General features: G+C 72.8%; 7 protein-coding genes. 3 read left to right on the forward strand and 4 right to left on the reverse strand.

Going from position 1 to position 19,739, the window contains the following annotated elements; genetic code table 11:
- Window positions 1–106 precede the first annotated feature (106 nt).
- Together BMY61_RS15995 and BMY61_RS16000 are read left to right on the forward strand one after the other, a co-directional pair.
- The gene (locus BMY61_RS15995) at window positions 107–1,153 is read left to right on the forward strand and encodes an LLM class flavin-dependent oxidoreductase (protein ID WP_042442791.1); all 1,047 of its coding nucleotides are present in this window, start codon (window positions 107–109) and stop codon (window positions 1,151–1,153) included.
- A gap of 14 nt (window positions 1,154–1,167) precedes the next feature.
- Window positions 1,168–1,893, forward strand: coding sequence for an NADPH-dependent F420 reductase (locus BMY61_RS16000; RefSeq protein WP_042443014.1), 726 nt, complete (start codon window positions 1,168–1,170; stop codon window positions 1,891–1,893).
- A gap of 160 nt (window positions 1,894–2,053) precedes the next feature.
- Here the strand turns inward: BMY61_RS16000 and BMY61_RS16005 are convergent, their stop codons facing one another.
- On the reverse strand, window positions 2,054–4,240 hold the full coding sequence (locus tag BMY61_RS16005) for a beta-galactosidase (protein WP_052438331.1): 2,187 nt from the start codon (window positions 4,238–4,240) through the stop codon (window positions 2,054–2,056).
- 280 nt (window positions 4,241–4,520) lie between these two features.
- On the opposite strand from BMY61_RS16005, the gene BMY61_RS16010 reads away from it, so the two are divergent.
- Window positions 4,521–6,521, forward strand: coding sequence for a sigma-70 family RNA polymerase sigma factor (locus BMY61_RS16010; RefSeq protein ID WP_052438332.1), 2,001 nt, complete (start codon window positions 4,521–4,523; stop codon window positions 6,519–6,521).
- A gap of 50 nt (window positions 6,522–6,571) precedes the next feature.
- On the opposite strand, the gene BMY61_RS16015 is transcribed toward BMY61_RS16010, so the two are convergent.
- From BMY61_RS16015 to BMY61_RS16025, 3 genes are read right to left on the reverse strand one after another with little or no spacing between them, the layout of a single operon-like run.
- The gene (locus tag BMY61_RS16015; RefSeq protein WP_075003925.1) at window positions 6,572–18,931 is read right to left on the reverse strand and encodes a WXG100-like domain-containing protein; all 12,360 of its coding nucleotides are present in this window, start codon (window positions 18,929–18,931) and stop codon (window positions 6,572–6,574) included.
- 6 nt (window positions 18,932–18,937) lie between these two features.
- Window positions 18,938–19,312 carry a hypothetical protein gene (locus tag BMY61_RS16020; RefSeq protein WP_042442797.1) on the reverse strand — a complete coding sequence of 125 codons (375 nt, stop codon included), beginning with the start codon at window positions 19,310–19,312 and terminating at the stop codon, window positions 18,938–18,940.
- Entirely contained in the window at window positions 19,305–19,739 is a 435-nt protein-coding gene (locus BMY61_RS16025; RefSeq protein ID WP_042442798.1) for a YbaB/EbfC family nucleoid-associated protein, read from the reverse strand. Before BMY61_RS16025 ends, BMY61_RS16020 begins: the two co-directional genes overlap by 8 nt.

A 19,739-nucleotide genomic window follows, 5' to 3' on the forward strand; every position in this document is an offset into this window, starting at 1 on the left:
AGTGAGCTCCACGGCAGGACGGGGTCCGGACCTGGGGGTGCAGGGGTGGGAATGCTCGGCCCGTGATATTAGTTGAAGTGTCAACTTTAGGGCTGAGGAGAACGCCATGTCTGATGTCGTGTTCGGTCTCGACACGTTCGGGGACGTACCCGAGGACGACGCCGGTGCGCTGGTGTCGGACGCGCGTGCGATCCGGCAGGTCGTCGAGGAAGCGGTCCTGGCCGAGGCGACCGGTGTGGATGTCGTCGCCCTGGGTGAGCACCACCGCCACGAGTTCGCGATCTCCAGCCCGGAGACGGTGCTCGCGGGCATCGCGACGCGCACCGAGCGGATCAAGCTGTCGTCCGGCGTCACCGTGCTGAGCTCCGACGACCCGGTGCGCGTCTTCCAGCGCTTCGCCACGCTCGACGCGCTCTCCGACGGCCGCGCGGAGATCATTCTCGGCCGCGGGTCGTTCACCGAGTCGTTCCCGCTGTTCGGCTACGACCTGCGCGACTACGACGTGCTCTTCGAGGAGAAGCTCGAGCTCTTCGCGAAGCTGCTCGACGAGGGGCCCGTCAGCTGGGAGGGCACCACGCGCGCCGCCCTCCACGAGGCCGACGTCTACCCGAAGACGGAGTCGGGACGCCTGACGACCTGGGTCGGGGTCGGCGGGACACCGCAGTCGGTCGTGCGGACGGCCAGGTACGGGCTGCCGCTCATGATCGCCATCATCGGCGGCTCGCCGGCGCGGTTCGCTCCCTACGTCGAGCTCTACCAGCGTGCGGCCGAGCAGTTGGGCACCACCGCGTACCCGGTCGGCATGCACTCCCCGGGTTTCGTCGCCGACACGGACGAGGCCGCACGCGAGGCCCACTGGCCGCACTACAAGGTCATCCGGGACCGGATCGGACAGCAGCGCGGCTGGGCGCCGGTCCGGAAGGAGGAGTACGAGGCGGAGATCGACCACGGCTCGCTCTACGTCGGCTCCCCGGAGACCGTCGCCCGCAAGATGGCCGCGGCCATCGAGACGCTGGGTGTGGGCCGGTTCGACATGATCTACACCCACGGTGCGCAGTCGATCAGCAACCGCCTCCGCTCCGTCGAGCTCTACGGCTCGAAGGTGCTGCCGATGGTCCGCGACCTCCTCGCCGACGCAGAGGCCGGACGATGAACGGGAACGAGACGATGAAGGGGAACGGGAACGGACGGACGGCGCCCCGCACCACGGGCACGGTCGGGATCCTGGGCGCGGGCAAGGTCGGCACCGTGCTGGCGCGGCTGGCCCTGGCCGCCGGCTACGACGTGCGCATCGCCGGGTCGGGCGACCCGGCGAAGATAGCCCTGACCGTGGAGGTCCTCACGCCGGGCGCCCGCGCGGTCACCGCCGCCGAGGCCGTGTCCGGCGCCGACCTCGTCGTCCTGGCGCTGCCGCTCGGCCGGTACCGCGAGGTGCCGGCCGGGGCGCTCGCGGGCAAGCTCGTGATCGACGCGATGAACTACTGGTGGGAGATCGACGGCGACCGCCCGGACCTGACCGACCCTCGGACCTCGTCGAGCGAGACCGTCCAGGCCCACCTGGCGGGAGCGCGCGTGGTCAAGGCCTTCAACCACATGGGCTACCACGACCTGGAGGACGGCGCCCGCCCGGTGGGCGCGCCAGGCCGCAAGGCCGTCGCCGTCGCGGGCGAGGATCCGGGCGACGTGGCGACGGTCGCCGCCTTCGTCGACGCGCTGGGCTTCGACCCGGTCGTCGCCGGGTCGTTGGCGCAGGGGGTCCGCCTGGAACCCGGCACCGAGGCGTTCGGGGCCAATGTGGCGGCCGACGCGCTGCGCGAGATCCTCGCACGCTTCCCGGCCTCGGACCGTGGCCGGATCGTGGAGGCGGCCCGGGAGGGAGCGCTGCTGGCCTGACGGCCGGGCGCGGGCCCCGTCGCGTCATGTCGAGTCGAGTCGAGCCGGGCACGGCATCGGCCGGCAGAGGCGTACGACTCGCGAGGCGCCGCGCCGTCGGACCGTCGACGGTCCGACGGCGCGGTCTCGTTCCCACCCGCGCAGCGGGAGGGGGCGCCCGCTACCTTCCTGCGGTGCCGGTGGACCAGAGCGAGGCCCCGGCCGCGCTGTAGAGCACGGTGTTGCCGTCGTTCTGGACGTCGAGGTAGGCACCGCTGTGGGTGGCGGTCCTGGTCGACCAGACGGCCGCGCCCGTGCCCGTGGAGAGCACGAGGTTGCCGTCGCCCTGCATCACGACGCGGGTCGCGCCGGAGTGGGCGGTGCCGGAGGACCACAGGGCGGTGCCGCTCCTGGACAGCACCAGGTTGCCGTCGCCCTGCAGGGTCAGCTTGTAGCCGCCGTTGCAGGCGGTGACCGACTGACCGGCGGTCAGCTGCTGGTTCGCGGTCAGCGCGCCGCACGACGGCGGCGGCGTGCCGGTGCCGCAGCCCGCTGGCGTGGGGGTACCCGCGGGTGCGGCGCCGGCCACGACGGACCACTCGGCCAGCGAGGCCGCCGGGACGCCCGCCGAGGCGCACAGGCCCCCGGCGACCGCTACCTGCGGGATCGCCTGACCGGTCGCGTCGACGAGATGGTAGGTGCCGGCGGCCAGCCCGAGGCCGGCCGGACTGACGGTGACCGGGCCGTCGTAGGCGGCGCCGGAGGTGATGTCCGCGAGCGTCAGTTGCGCGCCGGTCCTCGCGGCGTCGACGACCGGGGCGATCTGCAGGACGCCGCTGCCGGCCAGGGTGGCGTAGGCGGGCGCGTACGTGGACAGCTGCGAGGCAGCCGTCAGCAGGTGGCCTCCGCCGTTCCTGTACGCCGTCAGGTTGGCGTCGACGCCGTTGATCGGCAGCACCGCCCGGTACTGGGCGAGCTTGACGATCCCGGTGTCGACCTCCTCGCTGGTCACGACGGAGAACCCGGCCTGGTAGCCGTCCCAGAGGGAGGCGATGCCGTTCTCGGGGGCACCCAGGGCGCCGCCGGAGGTGCTGCCGTAGGCGAGGGAGTCGTCGAGGTAGACGGCGACGGGCTGTTGCGGGTAGGACCCGGAAAGTCCCTTCAGGTGGCCCAGCCAGGCGGTGTAGATCGGGTAGGCGACGGTGTCCTTCTGGGTGCCGTCGTGGATGAAGAAGTCCGTGCCGCCGCCTTCGGGCAGCATCATGGGGTAGTTGCCGATCCACTGCACGGCCTGCGCCGCCAGCTGCGTGCTGTCGCTCGGCGCGGTCCACTCGGTGGCGACGTTCACGCCGTAGGCGCGGCCGAGGCTCGCGAAGAGCAGGTCGATGCCCGTGGACTCCGAGCAGTCCTGGACGACGGTGACGTCGTACTTCTTGGCCAGGGCGAAGAACACCTCCGGGACGTTCTCGTAGTTCGCGAAGTTGCCGACGTGGCCGCCGAAGTAGAAGTAGAGCGGGGTCGACGCGGTGACGGCCCGCACGTCGGCCGCCAGCTGCCCGTAGACCTGCTGCACGCTCCAGAGGCGGAACAGCTGGTAGACGGCAGCCAGTGGCTGCCCGGGCGTGGCCGCCGGCACCTGCGCGAACGAGGTGTACGAGGTCTTGCGGGCGCTGTCGAACGCGCCGATGCTGCCGTAGGTCTGCGGGAGGTAGACGTTGTGGAACTCGTCGACGTCGGCCTGCGCCCAGCCGTCGACCTGGCCGCTGACGGTGCTGTCCCAGACGGAGTCCAGCCGTCCGTAGTCGAGGACGCTGCCGCCGTACCCGGCCTCGCCGGCCACGTGCTTGACGGTGTCGGTCACGTAGGCGAGGTAGGCCGGCTCGTCGGTCCGGTCCCACCAGGCGGGCGTGGCGCTCTGTGCGCCGGAGGCGGTGGTCTCGTGGCTGGTGACCCAGGAGGCGGGGCTGCCGTTCCAGCCGGAGTACCAGAAGATGAGGACCAGGTGGACGCCGGCGGCGTTCGCGTTGGCGATCTCCTGGTCCAACTCGGTGTAGTCGAACCTGCCCTGGGCCGGTTCGACGGTGTTCCACGACATGTCGATCTCGGCCTGCTCCAGGCCCTTGGCCTTCAGCGCGGCGAAGGACGCCTCGGACCAGGCGGCGCCGTTGTCGTCCCACTTCAGCTGTGTGGACCAGAGCGTGCTGCTCGCCGCCGCCTGCGTCGCGGTGGCCGTGGTGGTGGCCGCGTCGGCCCCGAAGAGGGGGGCCGTGAACGCGGCCCCGGCCACGACCAGTCCGGCGAGCAGGGCGGCCGGAACGGATATCAGGTACGTGCGTGCACGGTGCTTCCTCGAAGCCTTCTTGAACATGATTCCTTGCCTGGTTCTGTCTGTCGTCCTGGCGTTGGGGGAGGAAGCCGGCCGGCTTGCAGGAGATTCAACGGGTGCGCAGCAGCGCGGGTCAATCGATCCGCGACGGATGTGGGAATCGGCTCTCCCGGGCCGGTTTCTGTTATCCGCGGCGGCCGGAGAGCCCCTGGACAGCCACTGGCCCAGACACAGGGCGGCCTGCAAGGATGCGTGGGCATCGACAGGAAGTACTTCGCCGATTTCTGTTATGGCGACCCGACTCGGAGCCCCTCCTCGAACCATGAGCGAGATTTCACCCCCCGGCCCCGCCGACCCGGCGCTGGTGTGCGCGGCGCAGCACGGCGATGCCCGCGCGCTGGACACCCTCGTGTCCGACCACCTGCCCTTGATCTACAACATCGTCGGACGGGCACTGGACGCCCCCGACGAGGCCGACGACGTCGTGCAGGAGATCATGCTGCAGGTGGTCCGCGACGTGCGGCAGTTGCGGGACCCCGGGGCTTTTCGCTCCTGGCTGGTCGCCATCGCGCTGCGCGAGGTGCGGCGCCACTGGCGGGTGCGGCGCGGCGGGCCGCCGACCGCCGGGCTCGAGGCGCTCGCGGGGACGGGCGCGCTGGCCGACCCGAGGGCCGACTTCGCCGAGCTGACGGTCACCACGCTGAGCCTGTCCGGCCAGCGCCGGGAGGCGGTGGAGGCCACGCGCTGGCTGGACGCGGACGAGCGGCAGTTGCTGTCGCTGTGGTGGATGGAGGTCGCCGGGCGACTGACCCGGGCGGAGCTGGCGGGCGCGATGGACCTGCCGCTGCCGCAGGCGGCCGTCCGGGTGCAGCGGACGAAGGCCCGTCTGGAGCTCGCCCGTGCGATCGTCCGTGCGCTGCGGGCGGAGCCGAGGTGCGCGGAGCTGCGGGAGACGCTGCGGGGCTGGAACGGGCAGCCGGGCGGTCTGTGGCGTAAGCGGATCGCCCGGCACCTGCGCGACTGCCCCGCGTGCGGCGCCGCGCCCCTGGACCTGGTCGCCGCTGATCGGCTGCTGGCCGACCTGGCGCTGGTGTCGGTTCCGCCCGTCCTGCTGGGCCTCGTGGCGTCGAACCTGGCCGGCCTCGGCGGAGGGGGGACGGGCGCCACGTCGGTTGCCCCGACCTTCTCGACTGCTTCGACCAGCGGGGCCGGCCGGGGCGCGGCCCGGGGTACGGCGCGGGTCGGCCGACGCGCTGCCCGGGCGGGCAGGGTGGCGGGGCGCGCCGCGCGCGTCGGTGGCGTCACCACCGGCAAGGTCACGCTGCTCGGCGCCGTCGCGCTGGTCTCCGTCCTCGCCGTCGGCTACGCCTTCGGCCTGCCCGGACGCCACGGGGCTCCGCCGGTCCGCGCCGCCGCGACGAGCGCGGGCGCGGCCGTCGGCGCCACGCCGACGGTGTCCTCCTCGGCGGCGAAGCCGAGCCCCACCCCCTCTGCCACCACCAAGGCGGCGACCGTCGTCGACACGCGACCGCCCGTGCGCGCCGCCTTCTACTACCCCTGGTACCCGGAGAACTTCACCGGTTCCGGCAGCCACTACACGCCCTCGGCGGGCCGATACTCCGTGGACGCCCCCGCCACCGTCGACCGTCAGATCGAGGACATGCAGTACGCGGGTCTCCAGGCCGGCATCTCCTCCTGGTGGGGTGCGGGGAGGCGTGAGGACAGGCGGTTGCCGCTGCTGCTGGCCGAGGGCGCCAGGCTCGGCTTCTCCTGGACGGTGTACTACGAGCAGGAGGCCTACTCCGATCCGTCCGTGGCGCAGATCAGGAGCGACCTGCTCTACCTGCGCCGGTACTCCGGCGAGCGGGCGTGGCTGCACGTCGACGGCAGACCGGTCATCTTCGTCTACGCCGCGGGCGGCGACGGCTGCGGCATGGCCGCGCGCTGGGCGCAGGCCAACCGGACCGCGGGGTACTACGTCGTCCTGAAGGTGTTTCCCGGCTACCGGAGTTGCGCGGAGCAACCTCAGGGCTGGCATCAGTACACCGACAGTCTGGACGTGCAGCCGGGGTACTCGGCGGTCCTGTCCCCGGGGTTCTGGAAGAACGACGAAGCGACCCCGCGGGTCCCGCGCGACCTCGCCCGCTTCCGTCGGGACGCCGTCACGGTCGCCACCTCGGGTGCTCCGTTCCAGCTGGTGGTCACCTACAACGAGTGGGGCGAGGGGACGGCGGTGGAGTCGTCCACGAGCTGGCCGAGCAGCAGCGGCCACGGCGCCTACCTGGACATCCTGCACCAGGTCTTCTCCGCGCATCCCCGGTGAACGCCGGGCCGTTTCCGGCCAGGCACCTCGGACCCCCCGCGGCGTCGCGGTCAGCTGCCTGTCCCTTCCGGCCCCGACAGCGCGAGGAGGTGGTCGATGGCGGCCATGACCTGGTCGCCCGCAGGGTTCTGCAGGGCGGCGGACCAGGACTCCACCCAGGCGCGGACGGGACTGTCGGGGTCGTTGAGGGCGCTGATGAACGCCGCGAGTGGCCCGGTGTCGCCGGCCATGAGGGCGCGTGAGGCCTTGGCGACGAGCTCGCCGGCGGCGAGGTCCGTGCCGGGGACCTGGTGGCTCCACGGTTGCGTGTCGCCGTCCGGGCGGGCGGAGATGCCGGTGGTGCCGAGGGTGAGGAGCTCCTGCCAGGTGGAGGCGCCTTCGGTGACGAAGAGGTCGGAGTGCCGCTCGAACGAGGTCATGATCTCCGACGGGACGCGGCCCAGCTCCAGCAGCACGACGTCACCCGGCCCGGCGCCGTGCAGGGCTTGCGGCCCGGCGAAGGCCGGGTGCCCCAGCTTCTGCAGCTCGGCCGCCGCCGACGCGGCCAGGCCCCCGTCGGCGGAACCGCCGAGCAGGACCAGGACGGAGGGCCGGTCGTTGGCGATGCCGGGGTCGGTCATGGCCTTGCCGAGCGTCTGCAGCATCGCGCCGTGGGGTAGCGCGCCGGTGATCGTGTCGCCGTAGTAGGCGGTGGCGAGCCGGACGTCGCCGCTGCGCGCCTGGGCCAGCAGGGTGCCCACCGCGTCCTGGGCGCCGGGCAGGTGGGAGGAGTCGGCGGTCCAGTGCTGGTCGACGTGCGCCTTGACGTCGGCCGGTCGGGCCGGCGGCTGCCAGTGGTAGGAGGGGAAGGCCCCCTTCTCGCGGATGGCCGCGCCCAGGTCGGTGACCTCGTCGCCGTGGTGGATCTGCAGCTGGTGGTGGTCCCACAGGAACGGTTCGAGGATCAGGACGTCCGGATGCGGCTCGTGGGTCATCGTGGCGATGGCCCGGGGCAGTGGGGTGCTCCGGAAGAACGTGGCGGGGTCGGCGTCGTGCGGTGCGTCGAACGCGGCGAAGACCGTCAGGGTGCGCGGGCCGGGGGAGAGCAGCGAACCGCTCAGGTCGTCGCTGCCGGGCGCGATGCTGATGACGGTCGAGTCGGTCGTGCGCCGCATCACGCTGGTGTGGAACTCGTTCTGGGTGGAGGGCAGTTGGTCGCCCAGGTAGGCCTTCTTCTGCCAGCCTCCCAGCTGGCCGAGCTGTTCGGGTGTCGGCCCGTCCGCGTTCTTCCAGGCCGTCTGCGTCCAGTAGGTCCGCACGTCCCCGGCGAGCTTCTGCGGGGCGCCGCGGAAGGGCGGGTGCGCGTCCGGGCCCACCGGGTGCATGACCACGTCCAGGCCCTTGTAGCCGCCGTGCCAGGTCTCGTGGAACAGGCCGTAGGAGAGGGAGGGGTCCTCGAGGCTGCCCCGATGGCCGAACTCCTTGGCGTAGAAGGGGGTCTTGGTGCGCACGTAGGTCAGGTGCACCTCGCCCCGGTAGCCGGTTGCCGCCAGGCCGTCGAGGAATCGCAGATAGCCGGTCTGGTGGCCGGTCCCGTCCGAGCCCGGATCTATGAGGCTGACGCGGTCGTACCGGTTCCCCAGCGCCTCGCCGCGCCGGCGGTTCTCGGGGCTGCTGGCCGCGGGCTCGCTGTGCGGGGGCGTGGCGAGGACCGTGCGCACCTCCTCGGGGGAGCGCGGCGCCACGTGCGGAGGGGCGTGCGGTGGCTGGTGGCCGCCGTTGACGTGCGGGGCGGGCTGGGGGTGCGTCGGAGCGGCACCGGCGGACCGCAGCTCCTGGAACTGGTGGTAGGTCAGCTCACGCACCACGGGCCCGGATCGGGTGATCCGGTCGATCGTGGTGAGGTGCCCGTCGAGCAGCTGGTGGTCGTCGGTGCGCACGGCCCCGCCCATCAGGCTGCCGGGCGGGTCGGCGCGGTGGAACAGCGCCTCCGGGTCCGGGTACTCGTCCCGCAGGCCGAGGAAGTGACCGACCTCGTGCACCAGGTCGGGCGTCCGGCTGCCGGTGTACCAGGTGAGCTGGTCGGCGCGGCCCTCACCCGGACGGACGGTGACGGTCTGGTGGGCGGTGGCCGGGTCGTCGGTGCGCTCCAGGTGGACCTGGAGCCGGGAGCCGTCGGGGAGCGTGTAGCGGTTGTTGAACTGGGCGTCGACGGCCGCGCGGGCGCGGTCGAAGACGTCCAGCGCCTCGCCCGCGTGCGCGCCCGGGCCCGGCTCGACGTGCAGGCGGATGGTGAAGTCCTTGACCCTGACGCCCGGTTCGGGCTCGAACTGCCGCAGGTCGTAGGTGATCCGGGTGCTGCTGCCGTCGAGTCGGGACGCGGTGCTGAGCCGGCTCGGGTCGAAGTGCTCGGTGTCGACGACCGCGACCGGGGCGGCGGCGCGGGCCTCCGTCCAGTCCTTGCTGCCCGGCCCCGAGGACGGGCGCGGCGGCGGGGACGGCGGCGCGGCCTGTGGCGCGCGCGGGGCCCTGGGGCTGACGACGAGCGCGTAGGGGTGGTCGCCCGGCGTCTCCGGGTCCCGGCTGACCTGCGGGTCGAGGGTGATCTCGAGTGAGGTGCCCCGTTCGGCGAGCGCGCTGTTGAGCGCGTCGCCGACCGACCGGGCGCGCTGGTTGGCCAGGGAGAGGGAGCGGCCGTAGTGGGGCACGCCGTTGTGATGGACGGCGGCGGAGGCCGTCACGGTCACCGAGGGCGGCGGCTCGCCGTGCTGGGTCCGCTGCGCGGTGAGATCGGCCAACTGCGCGGCGGTGTCGTGCAGGGCGGCGAGCTGGTCGGGCGGCAGGGCCCGGCCGTCGCCCGAGGAGAGGCGGATGACGACCGGTTCGTCGTGTCCCGCGTCGACCGGCAGCGGATCGGTGTGCGGCGCCAGGGGCGGCGCAGGCGCAGGCGTCGAGTGCGATGTCCCGTGCGATGTCTCGTGCGGTATGGGCTGCGGTGGGGTCGGTGCCGGGGCGGGCTCCGGCTCCGGGGACTCGGCGCGTGGCGGGGTCGGCGGCTGCGGGGGCGCCGGCGTGTGGGTCTCGGCCGGGTGTTCGACCGGCGGCTCGGGGACGGCGGTCTCGGTGGGCTTGGCGGCCCAGTAGTAGAGGTGGCCGTCGGTAGGGACGGCGGCGCCGTAGGGGCCGCCCGCGTCGGTCCGCTGGACCGAGACGCGGACCGGCTGGCGCATCAGCGCCTGCGGACCCTTCAGTTCGGCCTTGCCCGGGGCCTCCCCGGCGGTGAGGCCGTGCGGAAGGGTGGCCGGTGGCTGCGGGACCGACGGTTGGCCGGGCGTGCGGGTGACCGGGGCGGTGCGGTCCGAGGCGCCCTCCCCGGTCAGCTTGGGTCCGTTGAACGGGAGGGTGACGACCGGCTTGTTGGTGGTCAACGAGAAGTTCGCGAGCCCGGCGCTGAAGGAATGGGTGCTGGTGGCGCTGGTGCCGGAGGCGTCCTCCGTGGTCACCGTGATCTCGTCCTCGCCGTTCGGGCGGGCGCTCACCTCCACGGCCGGACCGGTCGGGGTGACGGAGACCCGCAGCTTCGTGGCGCCGTCTGCACCCAGGGTGACCGTCTCGTGGTGGCCGCCGGACGCCTTCGCCTGCTGGAGCACGCTCGGGAGCGACTGCGCGGAGAAGACCTGCCGCACGCCCAGCCGCTGCGGAAGCGGCTGCCGCTGCTCGCCCTGGACGTCGCCGCCCAGTGAGCCGAGAGGGCCGACGGCGCCCGAGCCGTCCCCGTTCAGACGCGGATCCGAGACGAAGGAGTTGACGACGCGGTGGCCCATGTCGGTGAGCGCCTTCGGCAGGACCGCGTGCGCGCCGGTGCTCATCGCGCCGCCGAGCCAGTTCGCGCCCGTCCCCAGGACCGCACTCGTGGTCTCACCCGCCCTGCCGAGCAGAGTGTTGCTCCAGGGCCGCGGCGCGTTCAGGACCGCGCCGGCGTTGTCCAGCAGCGCGCCGGCGTGGTCGAAACCCACCACGTCGTGGCCCGAGTCGAGTTGCTGCTGCCAGTGCGCCGCGTCCGCCGGCGGTACCGGCCCGAGCGGGATGCCGCCCGGCAGACCCGGGCCCTGGGGCTCGCCCGGCGGGGCCGGGTCCGGGTGGTCGGTTCCGGGGGGAGTGGTGTCCAGGGGCGCGGTGTCGAGGGGAGTCGCGTCCACGGGGCGTGTCGTCGACTCCGGCACCCACGCCGTCACCCGGCCGGGGTGCGGGACGGTCCCGGGGCCCTTGGGCAGGTGGACGAAGCGCCCGTAGTCGGTGCGCTGGGTCACCACGACCCTGAAGTCCATGCCGTTGCTGAAGGCGAGGCTCGGCCCGTACTTGCCGGTCTTCTGCTCGGTCTTGGCGGTGACGCCCGACTCCGCGCCGCTGGTGCGGCCCGCCTCGCCGCCCGCGCTGGGGCCGTAGTTGGCGTTGCTGAGATGGTCCACCGCGCGGGGCGTGCGCAGCGAGGCGCTGGCGTTGACATCCGCGCCGGCCGACCAGCTCTCGCCGGAGTTGCCCTTGGCGGTCCGCGCCGAGGTGACCGTGCGAGTGGTGTCGGACTCCGAGCGCTGCCCCTCGTCCTGCCAGTGCGCCTCGCGCGGAACGCCCTGCACCAGCACCTCGGTGACGGTCCGTCCGGCGCGCGTCTCCTCCACGTGGTAGTCGAGGATGCCCTTGCCGACCAGGTCGGCGTAGTGGGCCGAGAGGTTGTCCGGCGAGAACGTGTTGGCGAACGGCAGTGCCCGCAGCGGCACTTCGCGGTCCGGCCGCGGACCGCGCAGTTGCGCGTCGATCTCGTGGAGGATGCCGTCGGTGTTCTGGAAGTGCACGGTGGCGCCGGCGGGCAGGCCGGCGTCGAGCAGGGGGACATGCCGCTGCGGGGGCGGGGTCGGGCCCTCTGTGGCCAGGCGGTGCACGTCCTCGTCGGACAGCAGCACGAGCACTCGGTGGTCGCTACGCTGTGGCTGCCCGTAGTGCGTTCGGCCGGAGGCGTCCACGACCCGACCGGTCGTGGTGACCTGGGCGTCGGCCTCGTAGACGTGCCAGGTGCCCTTGGGAGTCGTGGTCTTGTGGGAGGTGGTGACCTGCGACTTGAGGGAGTCGTTGCCGTCCCGGCCGACGGAGGCCTTGCCCTTGAAGCCGGCGCGCACCTGGTAGGTGGACTCGTGCAGGCCCTGCGGATTCTCCGGGTAGCGGACGAAGTCCGGTCCGAGCCCGCCCTTGACGCCACCGCTCCACTTGTCGACGACGGTGGTGGCGGACCCGGACTTGGTCTCCACGCTCAGCTTGCCCTGGCCCGGCAGCGTCTCGCGGTAGGTGAGGCCGGAGAGCACGGTGCGGGTCGACAGCCCGACGGCGTCCCGGTTGCGGCCCGAACCGACGTGCTCGATGCCGCTGTTGGACCAGGAGTGGTGCGAGGCCGAGATCTGGCCCCGCAGTTGGTCCGGCCCGGTGAGCGAGTCGAGTGCCCCGGTCAGTTCCGGCGGACGGCGGTCCCCCTTGGCCTCGAAAGCGCTGCCGAGCGCTGCGTCGGCCTGCCGGCGGAACGCGTCGGCGTCGCCGACGTCGGTGACCAGGTGTGCGGCCGGTAGGTCGACGCCGGGAAGTCGCGTGGGCGGCGGGGTCTCCGGGGTGGCGGGTGGACGCACCTCGGCGACGAGCGGACGCCCGTCCGGGATCGGCAGTCGGCTGGGCTCGTGGGTCGCGCCCTGCGGGCCGATCCGTACGTCGTAGCGGACGGGGTAGCCGAAGGAGTCGGCCGGGGACTCGAGGGTGAATTCGCGCTTGACCTCGGACTCAGAGCCGGTCGCGAGCTGGTGCGTGCGGGAGTAGGAGCCGTCCGCGCTCGCGTTGAGGAAGGCCCGGCCGGTGTCCGGCGGGTTGAGCGAGCTGCGGAGGTTGCCGGAGACGGAGACGGTGTGCTTGCCGCCGCTGCCGATCTGCTTGTCGGCACCGGTCTTGAGGCCGAGGCTGCTCTTGCTCGTGGAGTCGGCGCTGCCCAGGTGCGTGGCCCGCCCGTGGTCGAGGTGCGCCTGCAGGGTGATCTCGTAGGTCCGGCCGGGGAAGCCCGGCAGGTGGGAGGTGTCCAGGGTGATCCGGTAGCTCCCGTCGAGCAGTTTGCCGCCGCCGCCGCGCAGGGCCGAGGGGGAGAGCTGCTGGTGCAGGATGCGCAGGTTCTCCATGGCCTGCGGGGTGACGCGGTGCCCGCCGCCGGTGGGAGCGGCGGCGTCACGGGGCGGCGGGAGCAGGCCGGGCGCCTGCTGGTGCGCGCGGGTCAGGATGTGCTGCTCCAATTCGGCGGAGCCGGGCACGTCCAGGAACGAGGTCCGCTGCGCGGTCTGCGGCACGCGCAGGTCCGCGGCGGAGGGAGGCGGCGGCGGAGCCGGCTCGTGCGGAGGCTCGTGGGGCAGCTCGTGGGCAGTGCCGGGCGCGGCGTCGGGCGTCGGGTGAGCCGTCGGCGGGGCGGGCACCAGGCGCAGGGCCTCCCCGGCGATCGGATGCTCCATGGTGATCGCGAGGTGGTCGGGATGCGGCTGCGGCTCCGGCAGCGGGTCGCGCAGGCCGACCGTCTGGCCACGGGTGGCGCGCAGGCCGTCCGTGCCCGGAGCGAGATGGTTCTTGATCACCTCGACCTGGAAGTGCACGCGCGTGGCCACCAGGTCCGAGGTCCCGGCCCGTTCGTGGCTGCTCTGCGTGGTCAGGCTGTTGCTGAGCTTGGCCTGGTGGGCCGTGGTGGCCGCGTAGGAGTAACCTGCCGTGCCCGTCAGCCACTTGGTCTCGTGGTTCTGGTCCGACGCCCAGACCTCGCCGCTGGCGCCGCCGCTCGCGCCCAGGGCGCGGGAGCTGTTGTTGCCCTGGCTGCCGGAGTGCTCCGTGGTCGACTTGGCCCCGAGGCTGGTCTTGTGGTCGACGGTGTCGACGACGGTGGAGTCCTGCGGGTGCAGGGTCAGGCGGAGGTAGCCGGTACGGCCGTCGGAGAACGTCATCTGCGGCGAGTCCAGGCCCCAGCTCGACGCGTGCTCGAAGCCGTTGACGACGTTCTTGGCGTCCAGGAAGTCCAGGATCGGTCGGTGCGCGAGCCCGTCGGGGCGCTGCTCGTCGGGCAGGTGCTGGAAGACCGCGTCGCGGACGCCGCCCAGACCGGTGACGGTGAGCGGTCGCCCGCTCGGGTGGGTGCCGGGCGTGGGGTTCCAGCCGTTCCAGGCGCGCGGAGGCGTGAGCGGGTCGGGGCCGGGGTCGGCACGCGGGATGTCGGCCTTCACCTCGCCCGTGATCGGCGGCGCGTCGGCCGGATGCGGGAGGGGTGTGCCGTGGTCGTCCACCACGCGGACGTGGTAGGTGAAGGTGGAGCTGTGGTTGTCCGTCGCGCCGGTGAGCGTGACCTTGTTCGGGCTCTCGGTCGCGGATTTGACGGTGGTGTTCGCGGCGTGGCTGACACCGCCGACGCTCACCGAGCCGGTGACCAGCGCGTTGAGATGCGGGTTGACCGGGATGCTGCCGGAGGGGCCGAAGTCGAGCCCGGTCTCGGTCGAGGTGGTGTCCACCTTGCGCGGCTCGGGCGCGTAGCTGGCGGCGGACGACGCCTCGATGTCCGCGCCACCGTCCTTGGCCGTACCGGGCGTGCCCTGCCAGGGGCTCGGCGTGGCCTCGATCTGCACCTCGTGGGGCCTGCCGTCGACGGTGATCGGGAAGCGCCAGCCGCCGTCGACCATCTGCGGGTGCTGCGTCCGGAAGTTGGCGGGGTCGAGCTGCACGTTCAGGCGCTGCTGCACCTGCTGCTCGTCGCGGTGGTCGCCGAGAATGGCCCCGATCCGGTCGCGGATGGCGCCGGGGCCGGGATCGTCGGTGATCTTCAGGCCCGCGAGGGACTGCTGGTGGCGCGGAGCGGCGACGGGCGGCGTCGGGTCGACGGGCGACGTCGGTGTCGGCGTCTGCGCGGGGATGTGCTCCTCCGGCGTCGGGGGGCGCTCCTCCACCACGGGAGGGGCCTCGACCGGCGTCGGCTGCGCCTGTTCCTGGTGTTCGACGTGCGCGGCCGGAAGCGGCTCGGTCGGCGGCTCGCTCCGGTATGCGGGCTGGAGTTCGGGCCGGGGCTCGGGCCGGGGTTCCGGTTGGGGCATCTCGGTGCGGTGGGGGTCGGAGACCGGGTCCACCCAGGCGTGCTGCCGCAACACCGGCGGCGTCTGGTCGCGCACCTGCTGCCAGCTCGGCCGGGCCTCCTGCGGCGCGTGCGGCCCTGGTGCCTCCGTCTCCGTCGCCGTCATCGGCCCCGGTGCCTTCGGGGCGGCCTCCCCGGAACCGGCGGGCGGCCGGGACCAGGCGAGCTGGGTGCTGTTGGTGTCCCCGGGCTGGAAGCGGACGAGCGGTTCGCCGTCGGGCTCGGCGTGGGAGGTGACGATCTTCTCGTAGATACCCTGGCTGAACGGCGAGCGTGGCTCGGGCCAGTACATGTGCGCGCCGTGGGCGACCGCCATGTTGTTGGCGATCATCTCGTCGACGGTGTGCTGGTACGTGTGGGGGGTCAGCTGGCTGCCGCCGGGCGTGCTGATGTCGAAGATGTCGTGGTCGCCGGTGATGGCGGTGAGCCTGCCCTCGCCGTTGTAGCCCTTGACCAGGCCCTCCTGGACGTGGAACTTGTCCTGGTCGGCGAGCTTCTGCATCTTCGGGGCGAGCTGCTCGAACTCGTCGGCGCGCTGGTGGTAGCGCTGTTGCAGCCGGTTCCAGGCGCCGTCGTCCATGCCCGGCGGGCGCTCGGTGGGCAGGGTGGGCTTGAAGTAGCCGACGAGGCCCTGGTGTTCGGGGTCGGCGCCGAGGTGGGTGTCCAGGACGTTGATGGTCTTGGCCTTGATGTCCATGGGCTTGGGCAGCATGCCCTGTTCGAGCCACTTCACGGACTCGGGGTTGGTCGGCCGGACGTCGATGACCAGGTTCTTCTGCCGCGCGATCTGCTGGAACTTGGTGAAGTTGCCCTTCGGCATGCCGTAGAGCCTGCCGGCGTCCTCGGCCGTGACCGGGTCCGGTGGCAGCACCGGCGCCTTGGGGGCCACTGCGTCGCCACCGGGCGCGGAGTGGGGCAGTCCTTCCGTCGCGCCGTTCCTGACCAGGGACTCCACCATCTGCTCGACCGAGTGGCCGCCTTGGAAGATGGTGTACATGTCGTCCGGGACAATGGGCCGGAACCCCTGCTCCAACAGCAACTTGGGCAGCACGATCTGCACGTTGGTGCGCAGGTTGCCGTCCTCGAACGGGTGGATCACGTGCAGTGCGCGGATCGTGCTCGCGATGGAGCCGAGCTTCGTGTGGTCGTCGACGCCGGGTTGGCCGACCGTGTCGTAGTGGCGGCGGAAGACGCTGTCGACCAGTCCAGGGGCCTCGCCCCGGCCGTAGTTGGTGGACAGGGCGTGGTTCTTGAACATGACGTTGGTCATGATCGTGACCGGCTTCGGGCCGGTCAGCTTCTTCGACCAGTCGTGCTTGGTGAGGTCGTAGACCAGCGGCCGCCCGTCCACGGTCTCGTGGAACATGTCGCCGGAGAGCTGCATGCCGCGCAGCGGGAAGTGCGTCGGCCGGCCGCCGGACCAGTCGATCGTCTGGCCCAGGTTGCTGACGGCCAGGTCGTGGATGGTCTGGTAGGCGCCCGCGGTGAGCGGCGTGTGCGCGGCCTCGGGGTCGCCGAGGAACTGCCGGTAGGCCGAGACCATGCCCTGCTGGTAGCCCGGCGAGCGGTCGTTGTCGTAGAACGAGCCGGGGTCGTCGGGGAAGCGCTCGAGCGCGGTCGCGTGGTTCTTCGGGTCGATGTAGAGCTTCCACCATTGGTCCTGCGGGACGTGGTCGTGGAGCGAGGCGGTGGGAGCAGGGTCCGGCATCCGCGGGGTGACCTCGTCGCCTCCGGGCAGGTGGCCGCCGGCCGGTTCGCCGCCGTGCGCGGGTGCGGGTGTGTGCGAGCCGCCGCCGGTGAGGGCGTTGAGCAGCTGGAGGTGGCGGTCGCCGAGGCCGCCCAGCGGCAGGCCGTGCTCGGAGGGGCTGTGGTAGTCGCCGAGCAGGCTTCCGGGGACGTGCGCGCGGTTCGGGTTGGAGGCGTCCCGGTACTCGTCGCGCAGGCCGAGCTGGTGCCCGATCTCGTGGGCGTAGGAGATGGGCGAGGCGTGCGGCGGCCAGTTGCGCTGGTCCATCCCGTGGTCCTGGCCGACCACGGTGACGGTGAGGTGCGGCTGCTCGTGCGGGGCGGCCGGCTCGACGGTGACGTGGAGTCGGTTGCCGTTCGGCAGGCGGTAGCCGGGTTGGTTGAAGTACTGCTCGACGCCCTGCTGGGCCCGCTCGAAGGTGCCCGCGTAGTCGGCGGGATCGCCGCCGCGGAAGGCGATGCGGACCGTCAGGTCGGTGTAGGGCGTGCCGTCGTGGGAGAAGTCGCGCTGGTCGAAGCCGGAGCGGACGACGAACCGCGGGGTGCGGTCCAGCTTCATCCGCGGGGGCGGGGTGCGCGGCGGCGGTCCCGCAGGCGGGGGCGTCTCACTCTGCGGGGTCGCGGCCGGCCGCTCGGGCGGGGGCGCCGGGAGCTCCTGCGGGACGGGCACGGTCTGCTGGTCGGCGGTGGCCGGGACGCCGCCGGCGTGCTCCGTGACGGCGGGCTGTTCGGAGGTGGGCGGGACGGGGTGGCCGCCGCCGAGTTCGGTGGTGGGCGGCGGCGTGGCCCGCTCGGTGCTGATGGCCGGCGGCGCCGAGGCCGGGCGCGCGATCGGTTCGGTGGCGGGGGTGACCTCGGTGGGTCGGGAGACGGGTCCGGGCGGCGCGCCCACCTCGGCCGGACGGTTCACCGGACTGACCGGAGCGGGGCCGCCGACGGTCGTAGGGACGGGCTCGGTGGGGCCGGGGGTCGACGCGGCCGTCTCAGGCGACGGAGAGGGCGAGGACGCCTGCTCGACGTGGGTGTCCGGGCCGGAGGTGACGAGGGGTGGGGCCTGCTGGGTGTGTGGCAGGCCGGTCCCTGTCGTGGTGAGGGGTGGAGCCTGCTGGGTGTGTGGCAGGTCCGTCCCCGTTGTGGCGGGCGGGGGTGTCGCTGTGTGGGCGGCGGGTGTCTCGGTCGGTGTGGTGGCGGTCGGCAGCGGGGCGCGGGGGGCCGCCTCGACGGGAGCCGGTGCGGGTGTCGTCGTGGCACGGGTGTCGGGCGCGGGCTGCGCGCCGACCGCCGCCGCGGGGTTCGCGCCCTCGCTCGGCGCGGGTGTGGCGAGGGTGGTCTCGAACCCGGGCAGTCCGCCGTCGGACTCGTGCACGGCCGGCACGCCAACGGTGGCGGGAGCCTCGGAGACGTGCGGCGACGTCCGAGCCGGGGCCGCCTCGACCTGACCGGGTGTCCCCGTGCCGATGGTCACCGGGTTCGGGACGCCACTGCTGCCGTGTGCCTCGGCGCCCGACCCGGTCTCGTGCGACACCGCCGACACCGCCGACTCCGGCGGCGAGCCCGCGCCCGAACCCGATGCGGTCGTCACCCTCGGCGGGTGGGTGGTGACCTCCTCCGGCGGAGCCACCGCGGTGTCCACGGCCGGGAGATGGAGGTCGATCGCGGTGGGGACGTGGATCTCGGGGGTGTGCTCCTGCGGCACGTGCGGTTCCTCGCCGCCCTTGTGACCTCCACCGCCCAGCACCGCACCGATCGCGCCGCCGGCGAAGATCTCCCCGTAGTCGTTGCCGCCGCCGAAGATGCCGCTGAGCGCGGCGGCACTGGCCACCCCGGTGACGCCGCCGATGACGCCCTTGCCGATGAGGTTCGAGGCGAACTTGGGCGCGAAGTGGCCGGCGCCCTCCCCGATGATCCCGCCGATCGCTCCGGAGATGGCGCCGCTTTCGACCGAGGAGAGGGTGCTCTGCCAGTCCCAGTGCGTCCGGTCGCCCTTGAGCAGCTGGATGGCCTGGATCAGCGCGTCCATGCCGACCATGAATCCGATGCCGCTGGCGATCGAGGTGAGCAACCGGCGCAGGATCATCCAGACCGCGACGCGCGCGGCCGTGACGGCGGCCGGGATGGCCTCGGGAGCCCACCACGACAGGTCGACGATCTCCACGGCCAGCCACGCCAGTTGCGCCAGGATCATGTACTTCGCGTACTCGACCTGGACCCCGGTCTCCTTGCCGAGCGTGCCCATCTGCCCGGCGGCCGTGGCCATGTCGGGCAGGTTGGTCTGCAACTGCTGCACGAACGAACCGAACTCGGTGGCCACCGAGCCGCCGACGTTCGCCAGGACACCCTGGGTCGCCGGTCCGATCTCCTCGCCGATGTCGACCAGCTTCTGTGCGGCCTCGTCCCAGGCCTCGCCGAGTGCCCGCAGGCCGTCCTCGTCGCCCTTGGGCCAGTGCTGTCCGACGGCCAGCGAGGCCACCCAGGAGAGCCAGGGCGGGAGTTCGATGCTCATGGGTGTCTAGGGCTTCTCGGTCGTCGGGTGCGTGGGGGTCGGGTGGTCGGATCCGCCGCTGCCCGTGTCGAGCGTCCGGGCGGCGGCGATGTTCTCCTCCTCGAGGATCCGGTAGTTCTTCGCCATCGTGTCGATGCCGTCGCCGGTGCTGTCGAGGACCTCGCCGGTCTGACTGATGCCGTCCAGGATCTGCCGGTGGGGGTTGTCGTAGGACTCCAGGAACTGCTGCCCGGTCTCGTCGTCGCCCCAGGGCTGCCCGAGCGAGCCGAGCTTCGCCTCCAGTTCGGTGCCGATGCCCCTGAACCGCGCCGCCAGCTCCCGCAGGTACGGCAACTGGTTCTGCAGGCCCTCGGTGTTGACCTCGAAGGACTCGTTACCCACGGAAGCCTCCTGCGGGTCGGCCGTTGGCGAGGTAGTCGCTCACGGAGTCGGGCATGCCAGGGGATTCGGGGAGCAGTGCTCCGGGGTCTACCTTGCCCTCCATCAGGTCGGCGACGCGGACCCCCGGGGGGAGCCGCAGGTCGGTCAGTTCCGCGACCTTCGTCAGGGCGTCCGCGCGCGCCTCGGCGAAGGCCGCCATCAACGCGTCCGCCAGCTCCTTGGGTGCCATGCGGTGGTAGGCGCCCGTCGGGAACTCCACGGCGGTGAGCTCGCCGTGCGCGGTGACGGTCACCTTCACGGCCTGCCGGGGCGCGCTGCCGGTCCCGGTGACCTCGTTGATCCTGCGCCGGGTGTCGGCGGATTCGGCGCGCTGCTTCTGGTACAGGGCCAGCATGTCCTCGATGCCCTGGTCGTACGGGGTGGTCAC

Origin of the sequence: Streptacidiphilus jiangxiensis (genome assembly GCF_900109465.1) — a bacterium.
GTDB lineage: Bacteria > Actinomycetota > Actinomycetes > Streptomycetales > Streptomycetaceae > Streptacidiphilus > Streptacidiphilus jiangxiensis.